The sequence below is a fragment of the Pseudomonas fluorescens genome, from assembly GCF_001648775.1.
Classification (GTDB): Bacteria; Pseudomonadota; Gammaproteobacteria; order Pseudomonadales; family Pseudomonadaceae; genus Aquipseudomonas; species Aquipseudomonas fluorescens_M.
Window position 1 is genome coordinate 125006 of the sequence record NZ_LVEJ01000023.1, and the last position, 21535, is coordinate 146540.

General features: G+C 58.9%; 25 protein-coding genes. 15 read left to right on the forward strand and 10 right to left on the reverse strand.

What is annotated here, in order from left to right; translation table 11 throughout:
* Positions 1–30: 30 nt before the first annotated feature.
* The gene (locus A8O26_RS20660; protein ID WP_064119615.1) at positions 31–279 is read left to right on the forward strand and encodes a hypothetical protein; all 249 of its coding nucleotides are present in this window, start codon (positions 31–33) and stop codon (positions 277–279) included.
* Positions 280–383: 104 nt separating this feature from the next.
* Here A8O26_RS20660 and A8O26_RS30465 read toward each other — a convergent pair whose 3' ends face one another.
* Both A8O26_RS30465 and ptrR read right to left on the reverse strand, forming a co-directional pair.
* A complete protein-coding gene (locus A8O26_RS30465) occupies positions 384–512 on the reverse strand; it encodes a PA1414 family protein (RefSeq protein WP_007914492.1) in 129 nt (42 codons plus the stop codon).
* A 142-nt stretch (positions 513–654) separates the two neighbouring features.
* Positions 655–1548, reverse strand: a complete 894-nt coding sequence (gene ptrR / locus A8O26_RS20665; protein ID WP_064119616.1) for a putrescine utilization regulator PtrR — start codon at positions 1546–1548, stop codon at positions 655–657.
* Between the two features lie 105 nt (positions 1549–1653).
* Here ptrR and A8O26_RS20670 point away from each other — a divergent pair, with 105 nt between their 5' ends.
* Positions 1654–2835, forward strand: a complete 1182-nt coding sequence (locus A8O26_RS20670; protein WP_064119617.1) for an MFS transporter — start codon at positions 1654–1656, stop codon at positions 2833–2835.
* On the opposite strand, the gene A8O26_RS20675 is transcribed toward A8O26_RS20670, so the two are convergent.
* The 3 genes from A8O26_RS20675 to A8O26_RS20685 all read right to left on the reverse strand — a co-directional run bounded on the left by A8O26_RS20675 (position 2780) and on the right by A8O26_RS20685 (position 5242).
* Complete coding sequence (locus tag A8O26_RS20675; RefSeq protein ID WP_064119618.1) at positions 2780–3712, reverse strand: DMT family transporter; 933 nt, start codon at positions 3710–3712, stop codon at positions 2780–2782. The genes A8O26_RS20670 and A8O26_RS20675 overlap by 56 nt on opposite strands.
* 248 nt (positions 3713–3960) lie before the next feature.
* Positions 3961–4359, reverse strand: a complete 399-nt coding sequence (locus A8O26_RS20680) for a DUF2177 family protein (protein WP_064119619.1) — start codon at positions 4357–4359, stop codon at positions 3961–3963.
* Between the two features lie 46 nt (positions 4360–4405).
* Positions 4406–5242 carry a CvfB family protein gene (locus tag A8O26_RS20685; protein ID WP_064119620.1) on the reverse strand — a complete coding sequence of 279 codons (837 nt, stop codon included), beginning with the start codon at positions 5240–5242 and terminating at the stop codon, positions 4406–4408.
* Between the two features lie 340 nt (positions 5243–5582).
* Here A8O26_RS20685 and A8O26_RS20690 point away from each other — a divergent pair, with 340 nt between their 5' ends.
* The 3 genes from A8O26_RS20690 to A8O26_RS20700 all read left to right on the forward strand — a co-directional run bounded on the left by A8O26_RS20690 (position 5583) and on the right by A8O26_RS20700 (position 7651).
* Positions 5583–5771, forward strand: a complete 189-nt coding sequence (locus A8O26_RS20690; RefSeq protein WP_016985943.1) for a hypothetical protein — start codon at positions 5583–5585, stop codon at positions 5769–5771.
* Positions 5772–5987: 216 nt separating this feature from the next.
* A complete protein-coding gene (locus A8O26_RS20695) occupies positions 5988–6704 on the forward strand; it encodes a TorF family putative porin (protein WP_064119621.1) in 717 nt (238 codons plus the stop codon).
* A gap of 77 nt (positions 6705–6781) precedes the next feature.
* Complete coding sequence (locus tag A8O26_RS20700) at positions 6782–7651, forward strand: DUF6279 family lipoprotein (RefSeq protein WP_064119622.1); 870 nt, start codon at positions 6782–6784, stop codon at positions 7649–7651.
* A 122-nt stretch (positions 7652–7773) separates the two neighbouring features.
* Here the strand turns inward: A8O26_RS20700 and A8O26_RS20705 are convergent, their stop codons facing one another.
* Positions 7774–8166 (reverse strand): hypothetical protein, encoded by a 393-nt coding sequence (locus tag A8O26_RS20705; protein WP_007914475.1) that lies wholly within the window; start codon positions 8164–8166, stop codon positions 7774–7776.
* Between the two features lie 175 nt (positions 8167–8341).
* On the opposite strand from A8O26_RS20705, the gene A8O26_RS20710 reads away from it, so the two are divergent.
* From A8O26_RS20710 to A8O26_RS20725, 4 genes are all read left to right on the forward strand, one after another.
* Positions 8342–9076 (forward strand): DUF899 domain-containing protein, encoded by a 735-nt coding sequence (locus tag A8O26_RS20710; protein ID WP_064119623.1) that lies wholly within the window; start codon positions 8342–8344, stop codon positions 9074–9076.
* 102 nt (positions 9077–9178) lie between these two features.
* On the forward strand, positions 9179–9454 hold the full coding sequence (locus tag A8O26_RS20715; protein WP_064119624.1) for a hypothetical protein: 276 nt from the start codon (positions 9179–9181) through the stop codon (positions 9452–9454).
* Positions 9455–9702: 248 nt separating this feature from the next.
* Positions 9703–10287, forward strand: coding sequence for a papain-like cysteine protease family protein (locus A8O26_RS20720; protein WP_064119625.1), 585 nt, complete (start codon positions 9703–9705; stop codon positions 10285–10287).
* A 12-nt stretch (positions 10288–10299) separates the two neighbouring features.
* A complete protein-coding gene (locus tag A8O26_RS20725) occupies positions 10300–10899 on the forward strand; it encodes a hypothetical protein (RefSeq protein ID WP_064119626.1) in 600 nt (199 codons plus the stop codon).
* A 55-nt stretch (positions 10900–10954) separates the two neighbouring features.
* Here the strand turns inward: A8O26_RS20725 and A8O26_RS20730 are convergent, their stop codons facing one another.
* Entirely contained in the window at positions 10955–12295 is a 1341-nt protein-coding gene (locus tag A8O26_RS20730) for a DEAD/DEAH box helicase (RefSeq protein WP_064119627.1), read from the reverse strand.
* Positions 12296–12486: 191 nt separating this feature from the next.
* On the opposite strand from A8O26_RS20730, the gene A8O26_RS20735 reads away from it, so the two are divergent.
* Positions 12487–13785, forward strand: coding sequence for a mechanosensitive ion channel family protein (locus A8O26_RS20735; RefSeq protein ID WP_064119628.1), 1299 nt, complete (start codon positions 12487–12489; stop codon positions 13783–13785).
* A 106-nt stretch (positions 13786–13891) separates the two neighbouring features.
* On the opposite strand, the gene A8O26_RS20740 is transcribed toward A8O26_RS20735, so the two are convergent.
* From A8O26_RS20740 to A8O26_RS20750, 3 genes are all read right to left on the reverse strand, one after another.
* Entirely contained in the window at positions 13892–14758 is an 867-nt protein-coding gene (locus tag A8O26_RS20740) for a carboxylate/amino acid/amine transporter (protein WP_064119629.1), read from the reverse strand.
* Between the two features lie 348 nt (positions 14759–15106).
* Complete coding sequence (locus A8O26_RS20745) at positions 15107–15706, reverse strand: FMN-dependent NADH-azoreductase (protein WP_064119630.1); 600 nt, start codon at positions 15704–15706, stop codon at positions 15107–15109.
* A gap of 230 nt (positions 15707–15936) precedes the next feature.
* Entirely contained in the window at positions 15937–16251 is a 315-nt protein-coding gene (locus A8O26_RS20750) for a hypothetical protein (RefSeq protein WP_064119631.1), read from the reverse strand.
* Positions 16252–16300: 49 nt separating this feature from the next.
* On the opposite strand from A8O26_RS20750, the gene A8O26_RS20755 reads away from it, so the two are divergent.
* The 5 genes from A8O26_RS20755 to aqpZ all read left to right on the forward strand — a co-directional run bounded on the left by A8O26_RS20755 (position 16301) and on the right by aqpZ (position 21518).
* A complete protein-coding gene (locus A8O26_RS20755; protein ID WP_064119632.1) occupies positions 16301–17224 on the forward strand; it encodes a LysR family transcriptional regulator in 924 nt (307 codons plus the stop codon).
* Between the two features lie 14 nt (positions 17225–17238).
* A complete protein-coding gene (locus tag A8O26_RS20760; protein ID WP_064119633.1) occupies positions 17239–18042 on the forward strand; it encodes an alpha/beta fold hydrolase in 804 nt (267 codons plus the stop codon).
* 3 nt (positions 18043–18045) lie between these two features.
* Positions 18046–18609 carry a peptidylprolyl isomerase gene (locus tag A8O26_RS20765; RefSeq protein ID WP_064119634.1) on the forward strand — a complete coding sequence of 188 codons (564 nt, stop codon included), beginning with the start codon at positions 18046–18048 and terminating at the stop codon, positions 18607–18609.
* 88 nt (positions 18610–18697) lie between these two features.
* Positions 18698–20530 (forward strand): ABC transporter ATP-binding protein, encoded by a 1833-nt coding sequence (locus A8O26_RS20770; RefSeq protein ID WP_064119635.1) that lies wholly within the window; start codon positions 18698–18700, stop codon positions 20528–20530.
* Between the two features lie 295 nt (positions 20531–20825).
* Complete coding sequence (aqpZ, locus tag A8O26_RS20775) at positions 20826–21518, forward strand: aquaporin Z (RefSeq protein WP_064119636.1); 693 nt, start codon at positions 20826–20828, stop codon at positions 21516–21518.
* Positions 21519–21535 lie beyond the last annotated feature (17 nt).

The following is a 21535-nucleotide window of genomic DNA, read 5'->3' on the forward strand; positions in this document are numbered from 1 at the left end:
CAAGCACAACAACGATTAGAAAGATCTGCCATGAGAAGAGCTGCCGTACGTGCCGCCGTGCACCGGTTCATCCGCCGCTTGCTGGAAAACCGCGAATTCAACGACAACACCAGCCTGGTGCAGTTGGGCCTGGAGAAAGCCGATATCGAAGATCTGATCTTTCATCTGGAAGATGAATTCGGACTGACGGCGTTCACCGCCGAAGAAGACCGCATGCTCAAGACCGCGAGGACCGCGAATGACTTGAGCCGGTTTTTGCTTGAGATAGGCCGCCATTAAAAGCAAAAGATCGCAGCCTTCGCCAACTCCTACATTAATCCGTGTAGGAGTTGCCGAAGGCTGCGATCTCTTGATCTTGAATCCTTGATCTCGGATCGGGGGCGTTACCGGCGCCGTTGTTGACGGCGGCGCTGCTCGTCATCGGTGCGGATCGGCACAGGTTGCAGAGGCGGTTCGATCAAGCCGAGGGCAACACCCAAATCGTGCAGCCAGTTTTGAATTTTCTCTTTCATCGTCATGCCCCCTTCAGGGTGGTGCTGAGCGGCCGGAATTCTGAGGCCGCTTCGCACTGATAATAGTCCGAAGTCCTACGCAATGCTCGGCCAAATCCGCAATGATCTGTTACTGAATTGAACAGAATTCGCCGCCATTGGTTCAGGCTGTTTCTCGGGTTTCGATCTGAGCCGCAGGATAGACAGCCTGCTGCACCTCAATCCAGGCATTGAGGTTGGCGCCGACCATGCCCTTGCGCCACATGAGCCACGTTGTCGCACCCACGAATGGCTCGGCCAACGGGTGCGCGGCGACGCTCTCACGCCCCGGCAGACTGGCCAGCATCGACTCCGACATCAGCGCCACACCACTGCCGGCGATCACGCAGGCGAGCATGCCCTGATAGGACTCGATCTCCATCGCCCGCCCCATCGTCGCGTGGTAGTGCGAAAACCACGCTTCCAGGCGCATGCGGTAGGAACACCCCCGGCGAAAGGTAAACACCGAACGCCCTTCGACATCCCGGGCGCCACGCACCGGCGGATGATCCATTTCAGTGATCAACACCAGGCGCTCCTCGCACAACGGCACGCCGTCGAGCCCGGCCAGTTCCAGTGGACCATCGACCAACGCGGCATCCAGACGTCCGGTGAGCAAACCCTCCAGCAACTCCCCGCTCGGCGCCGACTGCACTTGCAGATTCACCGCCGGATATTGCTTGTGATACTGCGCCAGCAGCGCCGGCAAATGGATCGCCGCCGTGCTGTACATGGTGCCGAGGACAAAGTCGCCGGCCGGTTTGCCGCCCATCACCGCGGCACTGGCTTGGTCGCGCAGGGCGAAGAGTTTGCCGGTGTAGTCCAGCAAGACTTTTCCCGCAGGCGACAGTTGCAAACGCTGACGCTCTCGGACGAAAAGCTCTACACCCAGTTGCTCTTCCAGTTGTTTGAGCCGGGTCGACAGATTCGACGGCACCCGATGCAGGCGTTCGGCGGCGCGGGTGATCGAACCTTCCTCGGCCACCGCCTGAAAGATCCTTAGCTGACTGAACTCCACAAGCCTTCTCCAGAACAGAACAAGTTCCTCACTATTATTCAATTTTAAAGAAAGTCAATCAGTCCTAGCCTGAACGGTCATTGCAGCCCTCACGGAATTCGCACCATGTCGCCACTCATTCGCTTATCCGCCTGCTTCGTGGCCTTGATGATGGCCATGGGCATCGGGCGTTTCGCCCTCACGCCACAAATGCCACACCTGCTCAGCGAAGGGCAGATCGACCTGACCGCCGCCGGTCTGATTGCGGCGGCCAACTACCTCGGTTATCTGCTCGGCGCGGTGGATGCGATGTTTGCGCATCGTCCGCAGCAAGTTCAGCGGCGCCTGCACGGCGGTTTGTGGTTGTGCGTGCTGCTGACGCTGGCGTCGTTCTGGGCCAATGGGTTCTGGTCGCATTTGCTGCTGCGCTTCGGCACGGGTGTAGCGAGCGCGTGGGTGTTGGTGATGATCACGTCGTTGAGTCAACCGCTGGCAGCGGCAGCGGGCCGTCCGCGCTTGGGCGCTCTGGTATTTGCCGGGCCGGGGCTGGGGATTTTTCTGACGGGGTTATTGGCGCTGGTCTCACATCTGCTGCAGCAGACGTCCGCGACGTTGTGGCTGATTTATGCCGCGGCTGCGCTGGTGATGATGTTGGGCGTGTGGCGACTGCTGCCGCAGTCGGTTGCGGCGAAAACGGTTGCTGTGGAGGCTGCCAGTTCATCAAATCGCGGCATTGGTCGTCTGGCGGTGATCTACGCCCTGTATGGCATCGGCTACATCATCCCGGCGACTTTTCTCGCGCAAATGGCCAACGCGCAGTTTCACGGGCAATGGCAGGCCGATCTGTTCTGGCCTTGTTTCGGACTTGGCGCAGCGCTCGGCGTGTTGCTGGTGAGCCTGCGCCGCCACGATCCGCAAACCACAAGGCATTGGTTGATGGCGACGCTGTGGCTGCAGGCGGCCGGTGTGTTTGCCTGCTTGCTGGGCAGCGGACTCGGCCTGGGATTGGGCGTGCTCCTCTGCGGCACACCGTTCCTGGCCTGCATGCAACTGGTGATGCAGCGCTCGCGGGAACTGGCCCCTCACGCCACCCAACGCAACGCCGGGATGCTCACCGCCTGCTTTGCCGTCGGCCAACTCAGCGGCCCGTTGCTGGCCGCGTTGAGCAGCCATTTCAGCGGCGGTTTGCAGCCGGCGCTGGTGATCGCCGGCTGCGGTTTGCTGATTGCCGGCGGTCTGACGATGCACTCACCTAGCGCTGGCCGAGCGCTTTGCGCAAACGCCGACGCAGCCACTGCTCGGCGCTGACAAAGGTGATGCCGAGCAACACCAGCACCGCGCCGATGATGAAGTTCAGGCTCAACTGTTCGCCGAGCAGAATCACCCCGAAGGTCACGCCGAACAGTGGTGTCATGAACGAGAACACCGCCAGATTGGCCGCCAGATAACGGCGCAACAGCCAGAACCAGATCAGGTAGCTGAAGAACGACACCACCAGGCCCTGGAACAACACGCTGGCGACCGCCACGGGGGTCAGGCTGACGTGAGTGATCTGGCCGCTGAACAGCGCGATCAGCAGCAGGCCGAGAAAACCGACGATCAACTGATAGAACAGCGTCAGTGTCACCGGCGCTTCCGACAGCCGCGAGGCGCGCACCACCACCGTGGTCGCGCCCCAGCAGGCGCCAGCCAACACGCCAAAGGCATCGCCGAGCAGCATCCGGCGGTCGAGGTTGTCCCACGACACACCGCCGGCGAAGGCAATCGCAATGCCAATGAACGCGAGCAGAATACCCAGCCATTGCAACGGCCGCAGACGCTCACTGGCCAGCAGGAAATGCACGCCCAACGCGGTGAAAATCGGCGCGGTGTAGAGGAACACCGACATGTGCGCTGCGGTGGTCAGCTGCAAACCTTCGGCGATGAAGAAGAACTCCAGACCGAACAGCGCACCCGCCAGCAGACCGCCGCGCCAGGTGTTGCCGACCTGATCCCAGCCGCCCTTCCAGCAGATCAGCAAACCCACCAACAGTGCGGAAATCCCCGAGCGCGCCGCCGCTTGCATCACCGGTGCAATGTCCGGCGCCGCCCATTTGATCATCACTTGCTGCACGCCCCAGATCAGGCAGAGGCCGATCATCACTTGCAGGGCAAAACTGTCGGCGTTACGCCGCTCGATACTCACCGCAACACCTCGAACACACACAACATGGCAGGCCATCCAATGGTCAGATAACAGTGCCGAGGATTATCAATGAGTCGGGCGGAAAAAACCGTCTGGAAAAGACATTTAGTTCTTCAGTGGCGGCAGTGGTGAATGGCTGTCGGCTGCGCCGCCATTCGCGAGCAGGCTCGCTCCCACTTTGGAATGCGTTCCCCTGTGGAAGCGAGCCTGCTCGCGAAGAGGCCGGCATTGCTTCCCTACCTATCGGATCAGACCTTGCCAAACCGCCTCGCCAACAAAAACCCGACGGTACACGCCACAGCCGTGGCAAACGTCCCCCACGCCCAATCCATCAGCGTCACCTGCACCGACCAGCCGCGCAACGTCGCCCAGTTGGTCAGGTCATACGTGCCATACGCCACCAGCCCCAACATCGCGCCACGCTTCGCCGCCCACTGCCAGGTCGCAGCAGGCATCACCACAAACACCACACAGCCGAAAACATACAGGCAATAAAAAACCGCTGCGGGAACCAGCAGCGGTTTTTCGAGCATCAGCGAACCGAGCAGTTCGCGATAGGTCGGCGCCATCAACAGGCCAAGCCAGAGGCCATCGAGCAACAAAAACATCACCAGCGTAGCAACATAGCCAATCAGCGCTTTGTTCATCGACCCGACCTCATGTGTGTCCCATGCAAGATGGGCCACCCAAGGCTCAGGTTAGTTCAATGCGATCAGCGTGGATGACGATCTTGCCTTCCTTGTACAGCGCACCGATGGCCTTCTTGAAGTTGCCTTTGCTGACGCCGAACAGGCTGCTGATCAACGCCGGATCGCTCTTGTCGCTGACCGGCAGCGTGCCGCTGTTGTCGCGCAACTTGGCGAGGATCTTCGAGTTCAGGCTGCTCGCCGCTTCCTGGCCAACCGGTTGCAGGCTCAGGGCGATCTTGCCGTCGGCACGGATTTCCTTGACGTAGCCCTTCTCGCTCATGCCGGCGCGCATGAACTTGAAGATTTCGTTCTTGTGAATCAGCCCCCAGTGCTTGTTGTTGATGATCGCCTTGAAGCCCATGTCGGTGGCTTCGGCAACCAGCAGATCAACTTCCTGGCCCTGGCTGTAGTTGGCCGGGGTCTTGTCGAGGTAACGATCCAGACGCGCAGTGGCGGTGATGCGACGGGTGTGTTTGTCGAGATAGACATGCACCACGCAGTATTCGCCGGCAGTCATCTGGCGCTTTTCTTCGGAATACGGCAGCAACAGATCCTTCGGCAGCCCCCAATCGAGAAACACACCGATGCTGTTGACTTCAACGACTTTCAGACTGGCAAACTCGCCGACCTGAACTTTCGGTTTTTCCGTGGTAGCGAGAAGTTTGTCTTCGCTGTCCAGATAAACAAAAACGTTGAGCCAATCTTCATCTTCGCTGGGAATATCTTTCGGAATATAACGGTTGGGCAAAAGAATTTCGCCGTCAGCACCGCCGTCCAGATATAAACCGAAGTTAGTGTGTTTAACCACTTGCAAACTGTTGTAACGCCCGACTAAAGCCATTTCCAGAACCCTCATTGCGTGGGCGGCATTCTACCCGTTTTTGTGCTGGCCGTCGGGCGGCAGATCCGCACGGCCGGGAAAATCTGCGCGCGGCCCTGATTTACCTTGGTCGCCGGCGCACAAGCTGCCGCTCGTCAGTCCGGCATGGCCAGCGCGCAGGCCACATCATTGTGCCGCAGCACCTGAATGTTCTTATTTAAAACAGCGGGTTAGACGGTTATTTCAATTATTGAAGCGACATTAATGCAGTACTGCGCTTGGTTATTCCGGGGGATATTTACCAAGCAATTGTCAAGTTATTCCTGTACGATGCCTGGCCGAGTTACTTTTCTACAGGTTAATGGCCGCCATGCGTGTAAAAGCATCCACCAGCAAAGCAAAGCCAGCTCCAGCCGTTGAAACCAGCGAATCGATCAACGATCAGATCGCAGCGTTCCTCAAGTCCGGCGGCGAGATCCAGCAAATTGCCAAAGGCGTCAGTGGCCAGACGTTCGGCCCGTCCAAGCAGATCAGCCTGGGCAAGAAGTAACACCCGGTTTTACACCCGTCCAGAGGCGCTTTGAGCTTCGAAGCGTCTGGACTGGCACCGCGTAATCCCCCTCCGCTTTAAACAAAACACCTATCAAATTTTCAGAAATCGACGAACGGCCATCAATGCCGATCATTCGCCGGTATCCTTGCACGCGTCTAGATCAAGCGTTTCAGCAGGCCCGCCCTCCTGCGCTCGCTGTTCATGGAGTGACGCATGCGCAAATCATCCTGTTTATTACTCGTAGGCCTGCTGGCCAGTGCGACCGCGCACGCGCAGATTTTCCAGCGCGAACTCGGCGACTTCGACCTCAAACTCGGCACCACGCCCACGCGCAGCATGGCCCAGGGCCTGGTCAAACCAGCCGCCATCGGCTCATTCCACGGCGGCCTCGATCTGAGCCACGACAGCGGCCTCTATGTCGGCCAGTACGCACCGAGCATGGGCATCACGCCGGGGAAAAATCTCGAGATCGACTCCTACGTCGGCTTTAAACAACCCTTCGATCAGACCCTCGGCTACGAAGTCGGCATGATCCATTACAGCTATCCCAAAGTAGACACCCTCGACAGCCAGGAGCTGTTCGGTGGCCTGACCCTGCTCGGCAGTCGCTTCGGCGTCGCCTTCAGCAACGACCCGGATAAACAGAACAACACCTTGTTTGCCGATCTGGGTGGCAACCAGCCGTTCGGCATCGGCGTCAGCATGAAATACACCACCCATCAACTGAACACGCCAGCGGCGGTGGACGGTGGTTATGTCAGCAGTTTTACCGATTGGTCAGTGAAACTGTCGCGGCCATTCATGGGTGTCGACCTTGACCTGATCTACAGCAACTCCAGTCTCAGCGGCAGCGATTGCTCGGCCTATTCCGGGCACAACAGCCAATGCGACGGCCTCGTCACCCTCAAGGCTGCACGCGCGTTCTATTGATCGGCTGAACTGCCGCGCGCATCCTGCATCACATAAGAATCAGACTTTCGAAGCCAGGCCATCGCAAGGATTTGCCCATGTCTCGCTGGTTCAAACACATCGCAGCCCTCCTGATATTCACCCTCGCCCTTGGCGCCTGCAGTCGCGTCGGCCTGGCCTATCGCAATCTCGACGTGATCATTCCGTGGACGCTCAGCGACTATCTGGACATGAACGGCGAACAAAAGGACTGGTTCAACGAACGGCTCAAGGAGCACTTGAACTGGCATTGCACCACGCAATTGCCGGGTTATCTGGACTGGCTTGATCGTTTACAGAACATGGTCGAGACCAATCAGATCACCGATGCTGCGTTGCAGGCGCGCACCGTCGAGGCCAAGCAGGCGATTGCCGAAACGGCAAAAGAAATCACGCCTTCGGCCATCGAGTTGTTGCAAGGTCTGGATGACAAGCAAGTGGCCGAGATGAATGACGCGTTTGCCAAGGATCTGCGCAAACGTCAGCAGGAGTACCTCAAACCCCCGCTTGATCAACAAATTGCCGAGCGTGGCGCGCGGATGGTCAAACGTCTGAACGACTGGCTGGGCCCCTTGAGTGCCACTCAAGAGCAGCGGGTAATGGCGTGGTCGACCGCGCTGGGCGATCAGTACACTCAGTGGATTGCCAACCGGGCCCATTGGCAGAAGCAGTTCAGTGCCGCCGTCGCCCAACGCAAAAGTCCTGAATTCCCACAGAGAATCGAGACGCTTCTGGTCAATCGCGAGAGTTTATGGACAGCGGATTACCGCAAGGCCTTCGCCGATACTGAAGCGCAGGGGCGTTCGCTGGCGGTGGATTTGATGGCCGAAAGTACACCGCAGCAGCGTCAGCGGCTGTTGAAGAAGATCGAGGGTGTACGCAAAGACTTCAACGACCTTAAATGCCTGAAGGCCACGCAAAAGCCCTGAATACAAAGAAATTAAATGTGGGAGCGAGCCTGCTCGCGAATGCCGTGTGTCAGTCGCTTTATATGTCACTGACAGACCGTATTCGCGAGCAGGCTCGCTCCCACATGGTGATCTCTATGGACTCAGGCGATCTGCGCTTTAGACGCCACTTCGTCAAACGTCGCCTCAGCCAGCGCATCTTCCTGCTCATCCAGCACCTGACGCGGATGATCGTTGCCGGGAATGCTGCTGTCGATCAGGCTCAGCAGGCTGGACCCGCGTGGCGTCAGGACAAAATTGTTTCCGGTGCTGCCCTCTTCATCCGGACGCGGTGCGATGTAGCCGCGCAACAGCAGCAACCTTTCATAGTCGCAGGCCAGCGTTTTCAGGTGATCAAGGTTCTCGATCGGCTCGCCCGCGCTGGCTTTTGCCGCCGCATAGTCTTCGGCGTAGGCCCGAGGGGCAAAACTGTGGCCGGCACTGTTCTGCACTTCGTGCAGCAAGCGTTCAATCAAATCCCAGTTATAAGTCGTCATCCTGATACAACCTCCGGTGCGCGTGATTTATGGCGCGTTCATAGGTTGTGACCGGAGTAGCCCGCCGCCGTTCAGCCGCATTTGCCGCGCCGACCGACCGGCGGTCTGTCGATTTCCCGCAGGGTTAAACGACTAGTCTGAAACAGACGGTTTCAACCCCGCAGGAGAAATCATCATGAACGTTGAGAATCATCCGGTGGTATCGCGCGAAGAATGGCTCGCCGCCCGCAAGCAACATCTCGCCGACGAAAAAGCTTTCACCAAAGAGCGCGATCGCCTCAGCGCCAAACGTCGCGAGCTGCCGTGGGTAAAAGTTGATAAGGACTACCACTTCCAGGGTCCGAACGGTGAATTGAAACTCGCTGATCTGTTCGGTAAACACAGCCAGTTAGTGGTTTACCACTTCATGTTTGCCAAGGATTGGGAGGAAGGTTGCCAGGGTTGCTCGTTCCTCAGCGACCATATCGATGGCGCCAACCAGCATCTCGCCCATCACGATATCGCCGTAGTGGCTGTTTCTCATGCGCCGTTCAACGAGTTCCAGGACTTTAAACGGCGAATGGGCTGGAAGTTTGATTGGGTGTCGTCAGAAGGTTGCGACTTCAACTACGACTTCGGTGTTTGCGCTCGGGCAGAAGATGTCGCTGCTGGAAACGCTACGTACAACTACGAAAAGACTGACAGCGCCGAAGAAGAAATGCCGGGGCTGAGCGTGTTCTATCGGGATGCAAACGGCGACATATTCCACACCTACTCCACCTATGCCCGCGGCCTCGACATGTTGGTCGGCGCCTACAACTACCTCGACCTCACGCCCAAGGGCAGGAATGAAGACGAGATCATGGAGTGGGTGCGGCATCATGATCGGTATGAAGGAGCGAAAAAATCCAGTTGCTGCCACGGAAATTGAACCCCCTTGTGGGAGCAAGCTTGCTCCCACAGTTTCTGAACTTTTCCCTGGCTGATGGCCTCAACCCATTAACTGCCTTAACCGGAACTGAGGCCTGCCCCCATGAAAACCCTGATCAAGCTCACTCTCGCCGCCACTCTCGCCTGCGCCCTGCCCGTCTGGGCCTGCACGCCGGAAGAAGCCACTGCCAAGCGCGAACAGTTGGCCAAGGAGGTCGCCAAGCTCACCGAGCAGAATCCGGCCAAGGCCAAGGAGATCAATGCCGAATTGCAGAAGATGGATCTGGGCACGGCCAGTAAGGATTTGCCGGATAAATGCCAATTGATTGATCAGCGCTTGAAAGAACTGGATACCGCCGAGAAAAAAGCCGACAGCTAACAGCAAAAAAATGCAGCCTGCGATAGCTCCTCAATCCTTGGAGCTGCCGAAGGCTGCGATCTTTTATCCATGAAAATGCATTAATGCATTTATTTATTTGCATTAACGCATATCCGTGACTAGGGTTACATCGAGCAACGAGATCGGAACCGGTCATCGAAGATGGCAACCGTTGAACACCGATCGCTCGACAACAGCGAAACACCACACAAGCTGGACGCTTGTTTTCACTCATGGAGGATTGAAAAATGTTAACCACACAAGCAACGCAATTCACCGGCGAATCACTGCCAAGGTGCCTGGCCGGTCACCTGCTTGACCCGCAACTTGCCGAGGTTGAAGCCGCTGGACAGCTCAGCGCCCTCGCCGCTGGCAGCCTCAACTTCAACATGCAGAAACAGACTCAGACCAACTGGTGCTGGGCGGCCGTTTCCGCCTCGGTCGGCAACTATTACGGCACCGGCAACTGGACTCAGTGCGGCGTCGCCAGCACCCAGCTCGACCGCAACTGCTGCAATCAGCCAGGGCCGTGCAACGTCTATGGCTATCTGGATTCGGCGCTGCAAACCACCCGCAGCTACAACGGCATGAATCAGGGTTCGCTGCAGATGTCGGCCATTCAGAACCAGATCAGCATGGGCCGCCCGGTCGGCTTGCGCTGCGCCTGGTACGGCGGCGGTGCGCATTTCCTGACGATCTACGGCACCAACGGCGATTACGTATTGGTCGCAGACTCGATCTACGGCTATTCGACCCGCGCGCTGAACGCATTCCCCCGTGCCTACAACGGCGGCGGCAACTGGACTCACACCTACTTCACGGTAAAAAACTAGGAGGGCGACATCATGCAACTGACTTATCCAAAGGCGCCTTCCAACGGCGTACAGACTCTGCGTCCGGCACTGCAAGCGGCGCTGCAAACCCACGGCTTTGGCGCCAATCGCCAGTTCGCCAACGCGGCACCTGCGAAGATCAGCCTCAGCGAGGCCTATCGCGGCTATTCGCTGAATCTGGAGGACCTGAGTCACGGCAAAGGCCTGAAAGATGCCCGCCTCGGCGACTGGCATTACCTGGTGTTTGCCGACGGCGTGACGATTGCCGATGCGCAATTGGCCGAGGTGCGCGGGCATGTCGAGTTCGCCTCGCTGAACCATGGCGATCACGCCGCCGCTACGGTGGGCGCGCTGAAACTGGCAGAGCAGGCACCGCAACTTCAGGGCAAGACCGTTGAGTTACGCGTGTTGTTTGTCTCAGCCCTGCACGTTGTCGCGATCTGGCTGCATGCCGAGGGTGAAGATGTACTGATCCCGATCGAGCCTACGCCGAAAGAACTGGCGACCACCCGGTTGTACAGCGAGGCAACACTGCTCGCCGCACTGAAACCGGCGGCTGATCAGGCCAAGCGGCGCTTTGACGCCGACACCAGTGGCCAACTCGGCAACTGATGGAGGAAAAAAAACCCGGACACTGTCCGGGTTTTTTCTGTGCGCCTGAAAAAGCTTACTCAGCCGCAGGCTCTGCTGGCTTGCGGCGCTTGAGCGGCGCCATGCCATCGCTGCTCACCAACGAGTCCGGCTTCGGACGGTTGGCGCTCTTGCGCTTGGTCGGCGTCTTGGCGGCGGTTTTTTTCTTGTCGCCCTTGGCGTCGGTCTTTTTCTTCTTCACGCCAACGGCTTTGCCCGAAGCCTTGACCTTTTTCGGTCCACCGTAGGTGCCTTTGACTTCCTTGATGGTGCGGCGCTCGAAGCTCTGCTTCAGGTAGCGCTCGATGCTCGACATCAGGTTCCAGTCGCCGTGGCAGATCAGCGAGATCGCCAGACCGTCGTTACCGGCACGACCGGTACGACCGATGCGGTGCACGTATTCGTCGCCGCTGCGTGGCATGTCGAAGTTGATCACCAGATCCAGACCATCAACGTCCAGACCACGGGCCGCGACGTCGGTGGCCACGAGAATCTTCACGCCGCCCTGCTTCAGACGGTCGATCGCCAGTTTGCGATCCTTCTGGTCTTTCTCGCCGTGCAGCACGAATGCTTTGTATTCCTGAGCCACGAGCCGACCGTAGATGCGGTCGGCCATGGCGCGGGTGTTGGTGAAGACGATGGCCTTCTGATAGGTCTCGTTGGCCAGCAGCCAGTTCACAATCTGCTCTTTGTGCTGGTTGTGGTCGGCAGTGATGATCTGCTGACGGGTGGTCGAGTTCAGCTGGCTGACCGCGTTGAGCTGCAAATGTTCAGGGTTGTTCAGCACCTTGGCGATCATCTCGCGCAGGCCGGAACCGCCGGTGGTGGCGGAGAACAGCATGGTCTGCTGACGGTTCGGGCATTCGTCGACCAGTCGCTGGACGTCTTCGGAGAAACCCATGTCGAGCATGCGGTCGGCTTCGTCGAGCACCAGCACTTCGACTTCTTTCAAGTCGAGGTTGCCGGCGTTGAGTTGCTCGATCATCCGGCCCGGGGTGCCGATGAGGATGTCCGGCACTTTGCGCAGCATCGCGGCCTGCACCTTGAAGTCTTCACCGCCGGTGATCAGGCCGGACTTGATGAAAGTGAACTGCGAAAAGCGTTCAACTTCCTTCAGCGTCTGCTGGGCCAGCTCGCGGGTCGGCAGCAGGATCAGCGTCTTGATGCTGACGCGAACCTTGGCCGGGCCGATCAGGCGATTGAGGATTGGCAGAACGAAAGCGGCGGTCTTGCCGCTACCGGTTTGCGCCGTCACCCGCAGATCACGCCCTTGGAGCGCCAGCGGGATGGCCGCGGCTTGCACAGGCGTTGGCTCGACAAATTTCAGCTCGGCCACAGCTTTAAGCAGGCGTTCGTGCAGGGCGAATTGGGAAAACACGGGTGCTACCTCGAAGATATGCAAAAAAACAGCTGCATAGGTTACCGGTTTCGAGCGCTCAGGCCGAGTTTCTTTATACAAACGGACGTAATCAGTGGCTTTTTTGTTGCTCGATTTGTCTCCAACGGTAATACACAGCGTCTTAAATGCTCTAATCGCCCATCGCGTCCTACAGAAGAATCGTTACTCATATGGATTTCAAACAGCTCTGGCTCAACGCCCAGGACCTCTGGGGCACCCTCGAACAGCATCCACTCTTGCAGGCCGGCCTCGCGCTGACCGTGTTGCTAGTGATCGCGCTGGTACTCGGACGAGTGGCGCGCTATCTGATCCTGCACGCCAGCCGCATGCTCGGTCGCCAACCGGCGTTGCACTGGATCAACGACTTTCGACACAACAAGGTGTTTCAGCGTCTGGCGCAGATGACGCCATCGCTGGTGATCCAGTTCGGCCTGCATCTGGTGCCGGAACTGAGCAAAACCGCCATGACCTTTCTTGGCAACGTGGCGCTGTCGTTCACCATTCTGTTCCTGCTGCTCTCGGTCAGCGCCCTGCTCAATGCCCTGCTCGACATCTACGCACGCACCGAACATGCGCGCACACGTTCGATCAAAGGCTATGTGCAACTGGCGAAAATGGTCTTGTACGTGTTCGGCGCGATCATCATCGTCGCCACGTTGATCGACCGCTCGCCGCTGTTGCTGCTGTCCGGTCTGGGTGCGATGTCGGCGGTGATTCTGTTGGTCTACAAGGACACGCTGCTGTCGTTCGTTGCCAGCGTGCAACTGACCAGCAACGACATGTTGCGCGTCGGTGACTGGATCGAAATGCCGCAGGTCGGCGCCGATGGCGACGTGGTCGACATCACGCTGCACACGGTCAAGGTGCAGAATTTCGACAAGACCATCGTCTCGATCCCGACCTGGCGGCTGATGTCCGAGTCGTTCAAGAACTGGCGCGGCATGCAGCAATCCGGCGGGCGACGGATCAAGCGCAGCCTGTTCATCGACGCCAGCGGCGTGCGCTTCATCCGTGATGACGAGGAAGAAAAACTCACCCAGGTGCACTTGCTCACCGACTACATGAGCCGCAAAAAAGCCGAACTCAAGGCGTGGAACGAGGCACAGGGCAATGTCGCGGCGATGTCGGCCAACCGCCGGCGCATGACCAACATCGGCACGTTCCGCGCCTATGCGCTGGCGTATCTGAAGAGCCATCCGGAGATTCAGCCGAACATGACCTGCATGGTCCGGCAGATGCAGACCACGGCGCAGGGTATTCCGCTGGAGATCTACTGCTTCACCCGCACCACGGCGTGGGCGGATTACGAGCGGATTCAGGGGGATATTTTTGATTATCTGCTGGCGGTGTTGCCGGAGTTTGGGCTGAGTCTGTATCAGCAGCCGAGTGGTGGGGATTTGCGGTCGGGGTTGTTGCCGGCGGTGCTCGGCGCGGCCAGCATCCCCGAGCCGCAGAAACACCTGATGTAACCCAAAGATCAAATGTGGGAGCGAGCCTGCTCGCGAATGCAATGTGTCAGTCGACCCATACTTATCTGACCCAACGCCTTCGCGAGCAGGCTCGCTCCCACAGGGGTTATGCAGCGACCGGTTTTTTTCGGATGCCCAGTCGGCTGATCCATACGGCGGCAAGGATGACGCTGCCACCCAGGAACAACCGCCCCAGTTCCTCATGCTGATTCCAGATCAGCAGATTCAGCAGCAACCCCACCGGCACGTGCAGATTGTTCATCACCGCCAGCGTGCCGCCGTTGACCATGCACGCGCCCTTGTTCCACCAGTACATGCCCAGCGCGGTCGACACCAGACCGAGAAACAGCAACACGCCCCACTGCAGCGGCGCTTCAGGCAGAAAGTTGGCTTTGCCGAACATCAGGAATGCAGGCAACACCACCGCCAGTGCGCCGAGGTAGAAGAAGCCAAAACGCCGGTAATGCGGCAGGTCGCTCGGGTGTTTCGCCACCAGATGCTTGTACATCACCTGACCTGCGGCGTAGGTGAAGTTGGCCAGTTGCAGCAGCAGGAAGCCCATGAAAAAGTCCGGACTGATGCTGTCAAAGCGAATTACCGCTGCCCCGCCCACTGCGACCAGCGCCGCGATCAGCGCCCATGGATTGAAGCGGCGGTTCAGCGCATCTTCGATCAGCGTCACGTGCAGTGGCGTGAGGATGGTGAACAGCAACACCTCCGGCACCGTCAGCACGCGAAAGCTCAGGTACAGGCAAACGTAGGTCACGCCGAACTGCAGCGCGCCAATCACCAGCATGCCGCGCGTGAACGCAGGTTCCACCGAGCGCCAGCGAGTCAGCGGAATGAACACTAGCCCGGCCAGCACCACGCGCACCAGCACCGCAAAGTAACTGTCGACATGACCGGCGAGGTATTCGCCGATCAGACTGAAGGAAAACGCCTGGATCAGCGTGACAAAAAGTAGATAGCCCATGCTCGCCTCGAAATCGAATGGCGGCGACGATAGCGGTTTTCTGGTCTCACTGCGAATAGCCGGAAACACAAAATCCCCCCTGTGGGAGCGAGCCTGCTCGCGAAGGCAGAGTGTCAGACGGCAGATTCTTGTCTGATACACCGCTTTCGCGAGCAGGCTCGCTCCCACAAGGAGTTTTGTGTTGTTCATCAAATCGTGGGCAAAAAAAAGCCCGATCTCGCTAAAGCGTTCAATCGGGCGACAGCACTCAGGAGCAACAAGTGCAAAGGGAGGTTCGATGCGCGTAGAGCCTTGAAGGGGTTGCGCCAGGTCACTTAAACAATCGGCGATTATCTGGCGATTAACATATCAAGCGACCTGGGCCAGTTTGGCCTTCGCCTGGTTGAGGCCTTTCTCCTGGAAGTCGCCCCCCAGGTTCATGCCTTCGGCGTGGATGAACGTCACGTCGTGGATGCCGATGAAACCCATCACCTGACGCAAGTACGGTTCCTGATGGTCGGCCGGGCCGCCGGCGTAGATGCCGCCGCGAGCGGTGAGCACGTAGGCACGTTTGCCGCTGAGCAAACCTTGCGGGCCGGTTTCGGTGTACTTGAAGGTCACGCCGGCACGCAGCACGTGGTCGAGCCAGGCCTTGAGGGTGCTCGGGATGGCGAAGTTGTACATCGGCGCGGCCATCACCAGTACGTCGGCGGCGAGCAATTCATCGGTCAGTTCATTGGAGCGATCCAGCGACGCTTGTTCGCTGTCGTTGCGCTGCTCGGCGGGTTTCATCCAGCCGCCCAGCAGGTTGCTGTCCAGGTGTGGCACCGGGCTCACGGCGAGGTCACGTACGGTGATCTGATCCGCCGGGTGCGCCGCTTTCCACTGACTGATGAAGGTCTGGGTCAGTTGACGGGATACCGAGTCTTGCTGGCGGGCGCTGCTTTCGATGATCAGAACGCGGGACATGTTGTGTAGCCTCCATCCGAGAATGTTGTAGGTCGATGGAGTGAAGGTTAAACAGAGTCGAATCGATGAAAAAGCGCAAATAATTGCTGCAAAGTATCGAATAATTCGTTTAGATGCACCTAACCCCTGTGGGAGCGAGCCTGCTCGCGAAGGCGGTGTATTAGTCAGAGAAAATGTCGGCTGACACTACGCCTTCGCGAGCAGGCTCGCTCCCACGGGTAAATACGGTGTTATTTCGGGACGCAGCTCAGTTTGATGCGCAGCTTGATGATCTCGCGGGTGAACTTGGCCGTGGCGTTTTTGTGTTTGCCGGCCGGTACATCGATCGTGCGGGTGCGCGGTGCTTCCGGGCCATTGCTGAACACCGCTTTGCACGTCGCGTCGACATCACCGTAGTTGGCCACCCGAATCGAGCCGATGTCGTTATCGGTGTCGAAGGTCTCGTAATCGATCTTCATGCCGTTGAGGTCTTTCTGCACATCGATCGGGTAAGCAAAAGCAGTCAGCGGAAGCAGCGCCAGCACCACACAACAGAATTTTTTCATTCGGCAGTCTCCATGAGGGACGGCCAGCTTAGGACAAGAGGAGCTATTGATGAAAGCGCCCCGCGTGACCCTGGATCAATGGCGAACATTGCAGGCCGTGGTCGACCACGGCGGATTCGCCCAGGCCGCCGAGGCCCTGCACCGTTCGCAATCGTCGGTGAGTTACACCGTCGCCCGCATGCAGGACCAACTCGGCGTGCCGTTGCTGCGCATCGACGGGCGCAAAGCCGTGCTCACCGAAGCCGGCGGCGTGTTGCTGCGCCGTTCGCGGCAACTGGTGAAACAGGCCAGCCAACTGGAAGACCTCGCCCACCACATGGAACAAGGTTGGGAAGCCGAAGTGCGGCTGGTAGTTGATGCCGCCTATCCGAGCGCGCGAATCGTCCGCGCATTGACCGCGTTCATGCCGCAGAGTCGTGGTTGCCGCGTGCGTCTGCGTGAAGAAGTATTGTCGGGTGTTGAAGAGGTACTGCTCGAAGGCGTGGCCGATCTGGCCATCACCGGCCTGAGCATTCCCGGTTACCTCGGTGCAGAGCTAAGTGATGTCGAGTTCGTCGCCGTCGCCCACCCCGATCACCCGCTGCATCGGCTCAACCGCGAGCTGAGTTTCCAGGACCTGGAAACCCAGATGCAAGTGGTGATCCGCGACTCCGGCCGCCAACAACCGCGCGATGTCGGCTGGCTCGGCGCCGAGCAGCGCTGGACCGTCGGCAGCCTCGCCACTGCCGCGACCTTCGTCAGCAGCGGTCTGGGTTTTGCCTGGCTGCCACGGCACATGATCGAACGGGAATTGAAGGAAGGTACGCTCAAGCTGCTACCGTTGGATCAGGGAGGCAGTCGCAACCCGAGCTTCTATCTGTACTCGAACAAGGACAAACCCCTGGGCCCGGCCACGCAAATCCTCATCGAACTGCTGCGTACCTTCGACACTTTGCCGCTGGACGCACCGTTCGCCGCCCCTGAACAAGCCTGACACGGAGTTCACCGATGGCCTGGTTCGAGCACGAAGGTTGCAACCTGCACTACGAGGAATATGGCCACGGCACGCCGTTGCTGCTGGTTCACGGGCTCGGCTCGAGCACGCTGGACTGGGAAATGCAGATCCCGGCACTGGCCGCACATTACCGGGTGATCGTCCCCGATGTTCGCGGCCACGGACGCTCGGACAAACCGCGCGAGCGCTACAGCATCGCCGGTTTCAGCGCTGACATGCTCGCGCTGATCGAGCATCTGAACCTCGGCCCGGTGCACTACATCGGGCTGTCGATGGGCGGCATGATCGGTTTCCAGTTCGGTGTCGATCACCCTCACTTGCTCAAAAGCCTGACCATCGTTAACAGTGCACCCGAGGTCAAACTGCGCAGCCGCGACGACTACTGGCAGTGGTTCAAACGCTGGAGCCTGATGCGTGTGCTCAGCCTCGCGACCATTGGCAAAGCCCTCGGCGGCAAACTTTTCCCCAAACCCGAACAGGCCGATCTGCGGCAGAAGATGGCCGAACGCTGGGCAAAAAACGACAAACGTGCTTATCTCGCCAGCTTCGATGCGATTGTTGGCTGGGGGGTTCAGGAACGACTTTCCCGAGTGACCTGTCCAACCCTCATCGTCAGCGCCGACCGTGATTACACACCCGTCGCGCTGAAAGAAACCTATGTAAAACTGCTGCCGGATGCGCGGCTGGTGGTGATCGCCGATTCGCGCCACGCCACCCCGCTTGATCAACCCGAACGCTTCAATCAAACGCTGCTGGAGTTTCTCGCCGCAGCCGATATTCAATCTCAGGATCACTGACCCATGCTGAAAAAACTCGCCCTCGCCGCTGGTACGGTGCTGTTTGCCGCCAACCTGATGGCTGCCACGCCAGCCAAAGCACCGCACGTGCTGCTGGACACTACCAACGGCCAGATCGAAATCGAACTGGACCCGGTCAAGGCGCCGATCAGTACCAAGAACTTTATCGATTACGTCAACAGCGGTTTCTACACCAACACCATTTTCCACCGCGTGATCCCGGGCTTCATGGCTCAGGGCGGCGGTTTCACACCGCAGATGCAACAAAAAGAAACCAAGGCGCCAATCAAGAACGAAGCCAGCAATGGTCTGCATAACGTTCGTGGCACCCTGTCGATGGCACGTACTTCCGATCCAAACTCGGCCACCAGCCAGTTCTTCATCAACGTGAAGGACAACGACTTCCTCGACCCGGGCCGTGACGCTGGTTACGCGGTGTTCGCCAAAGTGGTCAAAGGCATGGACGTGGTCGACATCATCGTCAACTCGCCGACCACCACCAAAAGCGGCATGCAAAACGTGCCTTCCGACCCTGTGATCATCAAGTCGGCCAAAGTCATCGACTAAGCTGTACAGGGCGTATCGAGCGGCGTGACTTCAACTTCACGCCGCTCACACCGATAAAAGGAGAGCCCGTATTCCGGGCGGTTATCTGATGCTCTATCGCCGTTTCGAACAACTGATCGACATATTCCGTGAAGCCCCGACGGCGTCTCCGCCGGACCGCGTTCTGCCCTTCTATACCTATTACCTCAAGCAGGTCTGGCCGAGTTTTGTCGCCCTGCTGGTCGTCGGCCTGTTCGCCGCGCTGATCGAAGTGGCGCTGTTCAGTTACCTGAGCCGCATCATCGACCTGGCCCAAGGCACACCCAACCCGAATTTCTTCAGCGACCACGCCCTCGAACTGACGTGGATGCTGGTGGTTGCCCTCGTCCTGCGGCCGATCTTTTTCGGCCTGCACGACTTGCTGGTACATCAGACCCTGAGCCCGGGGATGACCAGCATGATCCGCTGGCAAAACCACAGCTACGTGCTCAAACAGAGCCTGAATTTCTTCCAGAACGACTTCGCCGGGCGCATCGCCCAACGCATCATGCAGACCGGTAACTCGCTGCGTGACTCGGCGGTGCAAGCAGTGGATGCGCTGTGGCACGTGGTGATTTATGCGATCAGCTCGCTGGTGCTGTTCGCCGAGGCCGACTGGCGCCTGATGATCCCGCTGTTGACGTGGATCGTCGCCTACATCGGCGCGCTGTATTACTTCGTACCGCGCGTGAAAGACCGCTCGGTGGAGGCTTCTGACGCGCGCTCGAAACTGATGGGCCGCATCGTCGACGGCTACACCAACATCGCCACGCTGAAGCTGTTCGCCCACACCAACTTCGAACAGCATTACGCCAAGGAAGCCATCGAAGAACAGACCGTCAAAGCGCAGATGGCCGGCCGCGTCGTCACCAGCATGGACGTGGTGATCACCGCCATGAACGGCTTGCTGATCGTCGGCACCACGGCGTTGGCCCTGTGGTTGTGGACACAGTCGTTGATCACTGTCGGTGCGATTGCCTTGGCCACCGGTCTGGTGATTCGCATCGTCAACATGTCCGGCTGGATCATGTGGGTGGTCACCGGCATCTTCGAAAACATCGGCATGGTTCAGGACGGTCTGCGTACCATCTCGCAACCGGTCAGCGTCACCGACCATGAGCAGGCCAAACCGCTGGACGTGGCCCGTGGCGAAGTGCGTTTCGAGCACGTGGATTTTCACTACGGCAAGAAGCGCGGCATCATCGGCGACCTCAATCTGACCATCAAACCTGGCGAGAAAATCGGTTTGATCGGGCCGTCCGGTGCCGGCAAATCGACCCTGGTCAACCTGCTCCTGCGCCTGTACGACGTCGAGGGTGGGCGGATCGTAATCGACGGCCAGAACATCGCCGAAGTCGGCCAGGAAAGCCTGCGCGCACGCATCGGCATGATCACCCAGGACACCTCGCTACTGCACCGTTCGATCCGTGACAACTTGCTGTACGGCAAACCGGATGCGACCGACGCAGAGTTGTGGGACGCGGTGCACAAGGCCCGCGCCGATGAGTTCATTCCGCTGCTGTCGGACGCTGAGGGCCGCACAGGTTTCGATGCGCATGTTGGCGAGCGCGGGGTGAAATTGTCCGGTGGCCAACGTCAGCGCATCGCGATTGCGCGGGTGCTGCTCAAGGACGCGCCGATCCTGATCATGGACGAAGCGACCTCGGCACTGGACTCGGAAGTCGAAGCGGCGATTCAGGAAAGTCTGGAAACCCTGATGCAGGGCAAAACCGTGATCGCGATTGCCCACCGTCTCTCGACCATTGCCCGCATGGACCGGCTGGTAGTACTGGAGAACGGCAAGATTGCCGAGAGTGGCACCCATGCTGAATTGCTCGCCCATCGCGGGTTGTATGCGCGGCTATGGGCGCACCAGACCGGGGGGTTTGTCGGCATCGACTGATGCACTGGATTTCCCTGTGGGAGCGAGCTTGCTCGCGAAAGCGTCGTGTCAGTCGACACTTGCGTTGCTGATCCACCGCTTTCGCGAGCAAGCTCGCTCGCACAATGGACATGCAACAGCTCACAAAACCGCCACAGCCCTTTAACCACGGGCGCTGGCGGTTTTTTGTGCTTAGTGGATATCCACCAAAAGCCTGCTGTACTCAGCCAAGGTTCCGGAACGGAGCCTGTCGTAAGTCTGCAAGGACGCACAACTCGATGCAGTCTCGATAGCAGGGCTATCAAGGACGCCTCTCATGTCTCTGTTCAAACGTTCAGTCACTGAGTTGTTGGGTACGTTCTGGTTGGTATTGGGTGGTTGCGGCAGCGCGGTGATTGCCGCGTCTACACCGTTGGGAATCGGCGTGCTGGGGGTGGCCCTGGCGTTTGGTCTGACGGTGCTGACCATGGCGTTTGCCATTGGCCACATCAGCGGATGTCATCTCAACCCGGCCGTGTCGGTCGGTCTGTTCGTCGGCGGTCGGTTTCCGGCCAAGGAGTTACCCGCCTACATCATCGCGCAGGTGCTCGGCGCGATTCTCGCGGCGGCGCTGATCGCCCACATCGCCAGCGGCAAGGAAGGTTTCGACATCGCCGCCGGCCTTGCCTCCAACGGTTATGGCGAGCATTCGCCGGGCAAGTATTCGATGGCGGCAGGCTTTGTCTGTGAAGTGGTGATGACCGGGATGTTTGTGATCATCATCCTCGGTGCCACCGATAAGCGCGCGCCTCCCGGGCTGGCTCCGATCGCCATCGGTCTGGGGCTGACGCTGATCCACCTGATCTCGATTCCGGTGACCAACACCTCGGTGAATCCAGCACGCAGTACCGGCCCGGCGCTGATGGTCGGCGGCTGGGCGATCGCGCAGTTGTGGATGTTCTGGGTCGCGCCACTGATTGGCGCGGTGGTCGGTGGCGGGATTTATCGCTGGTTGGGCAAGGAAGACTAGCCAAGGCATACACACAT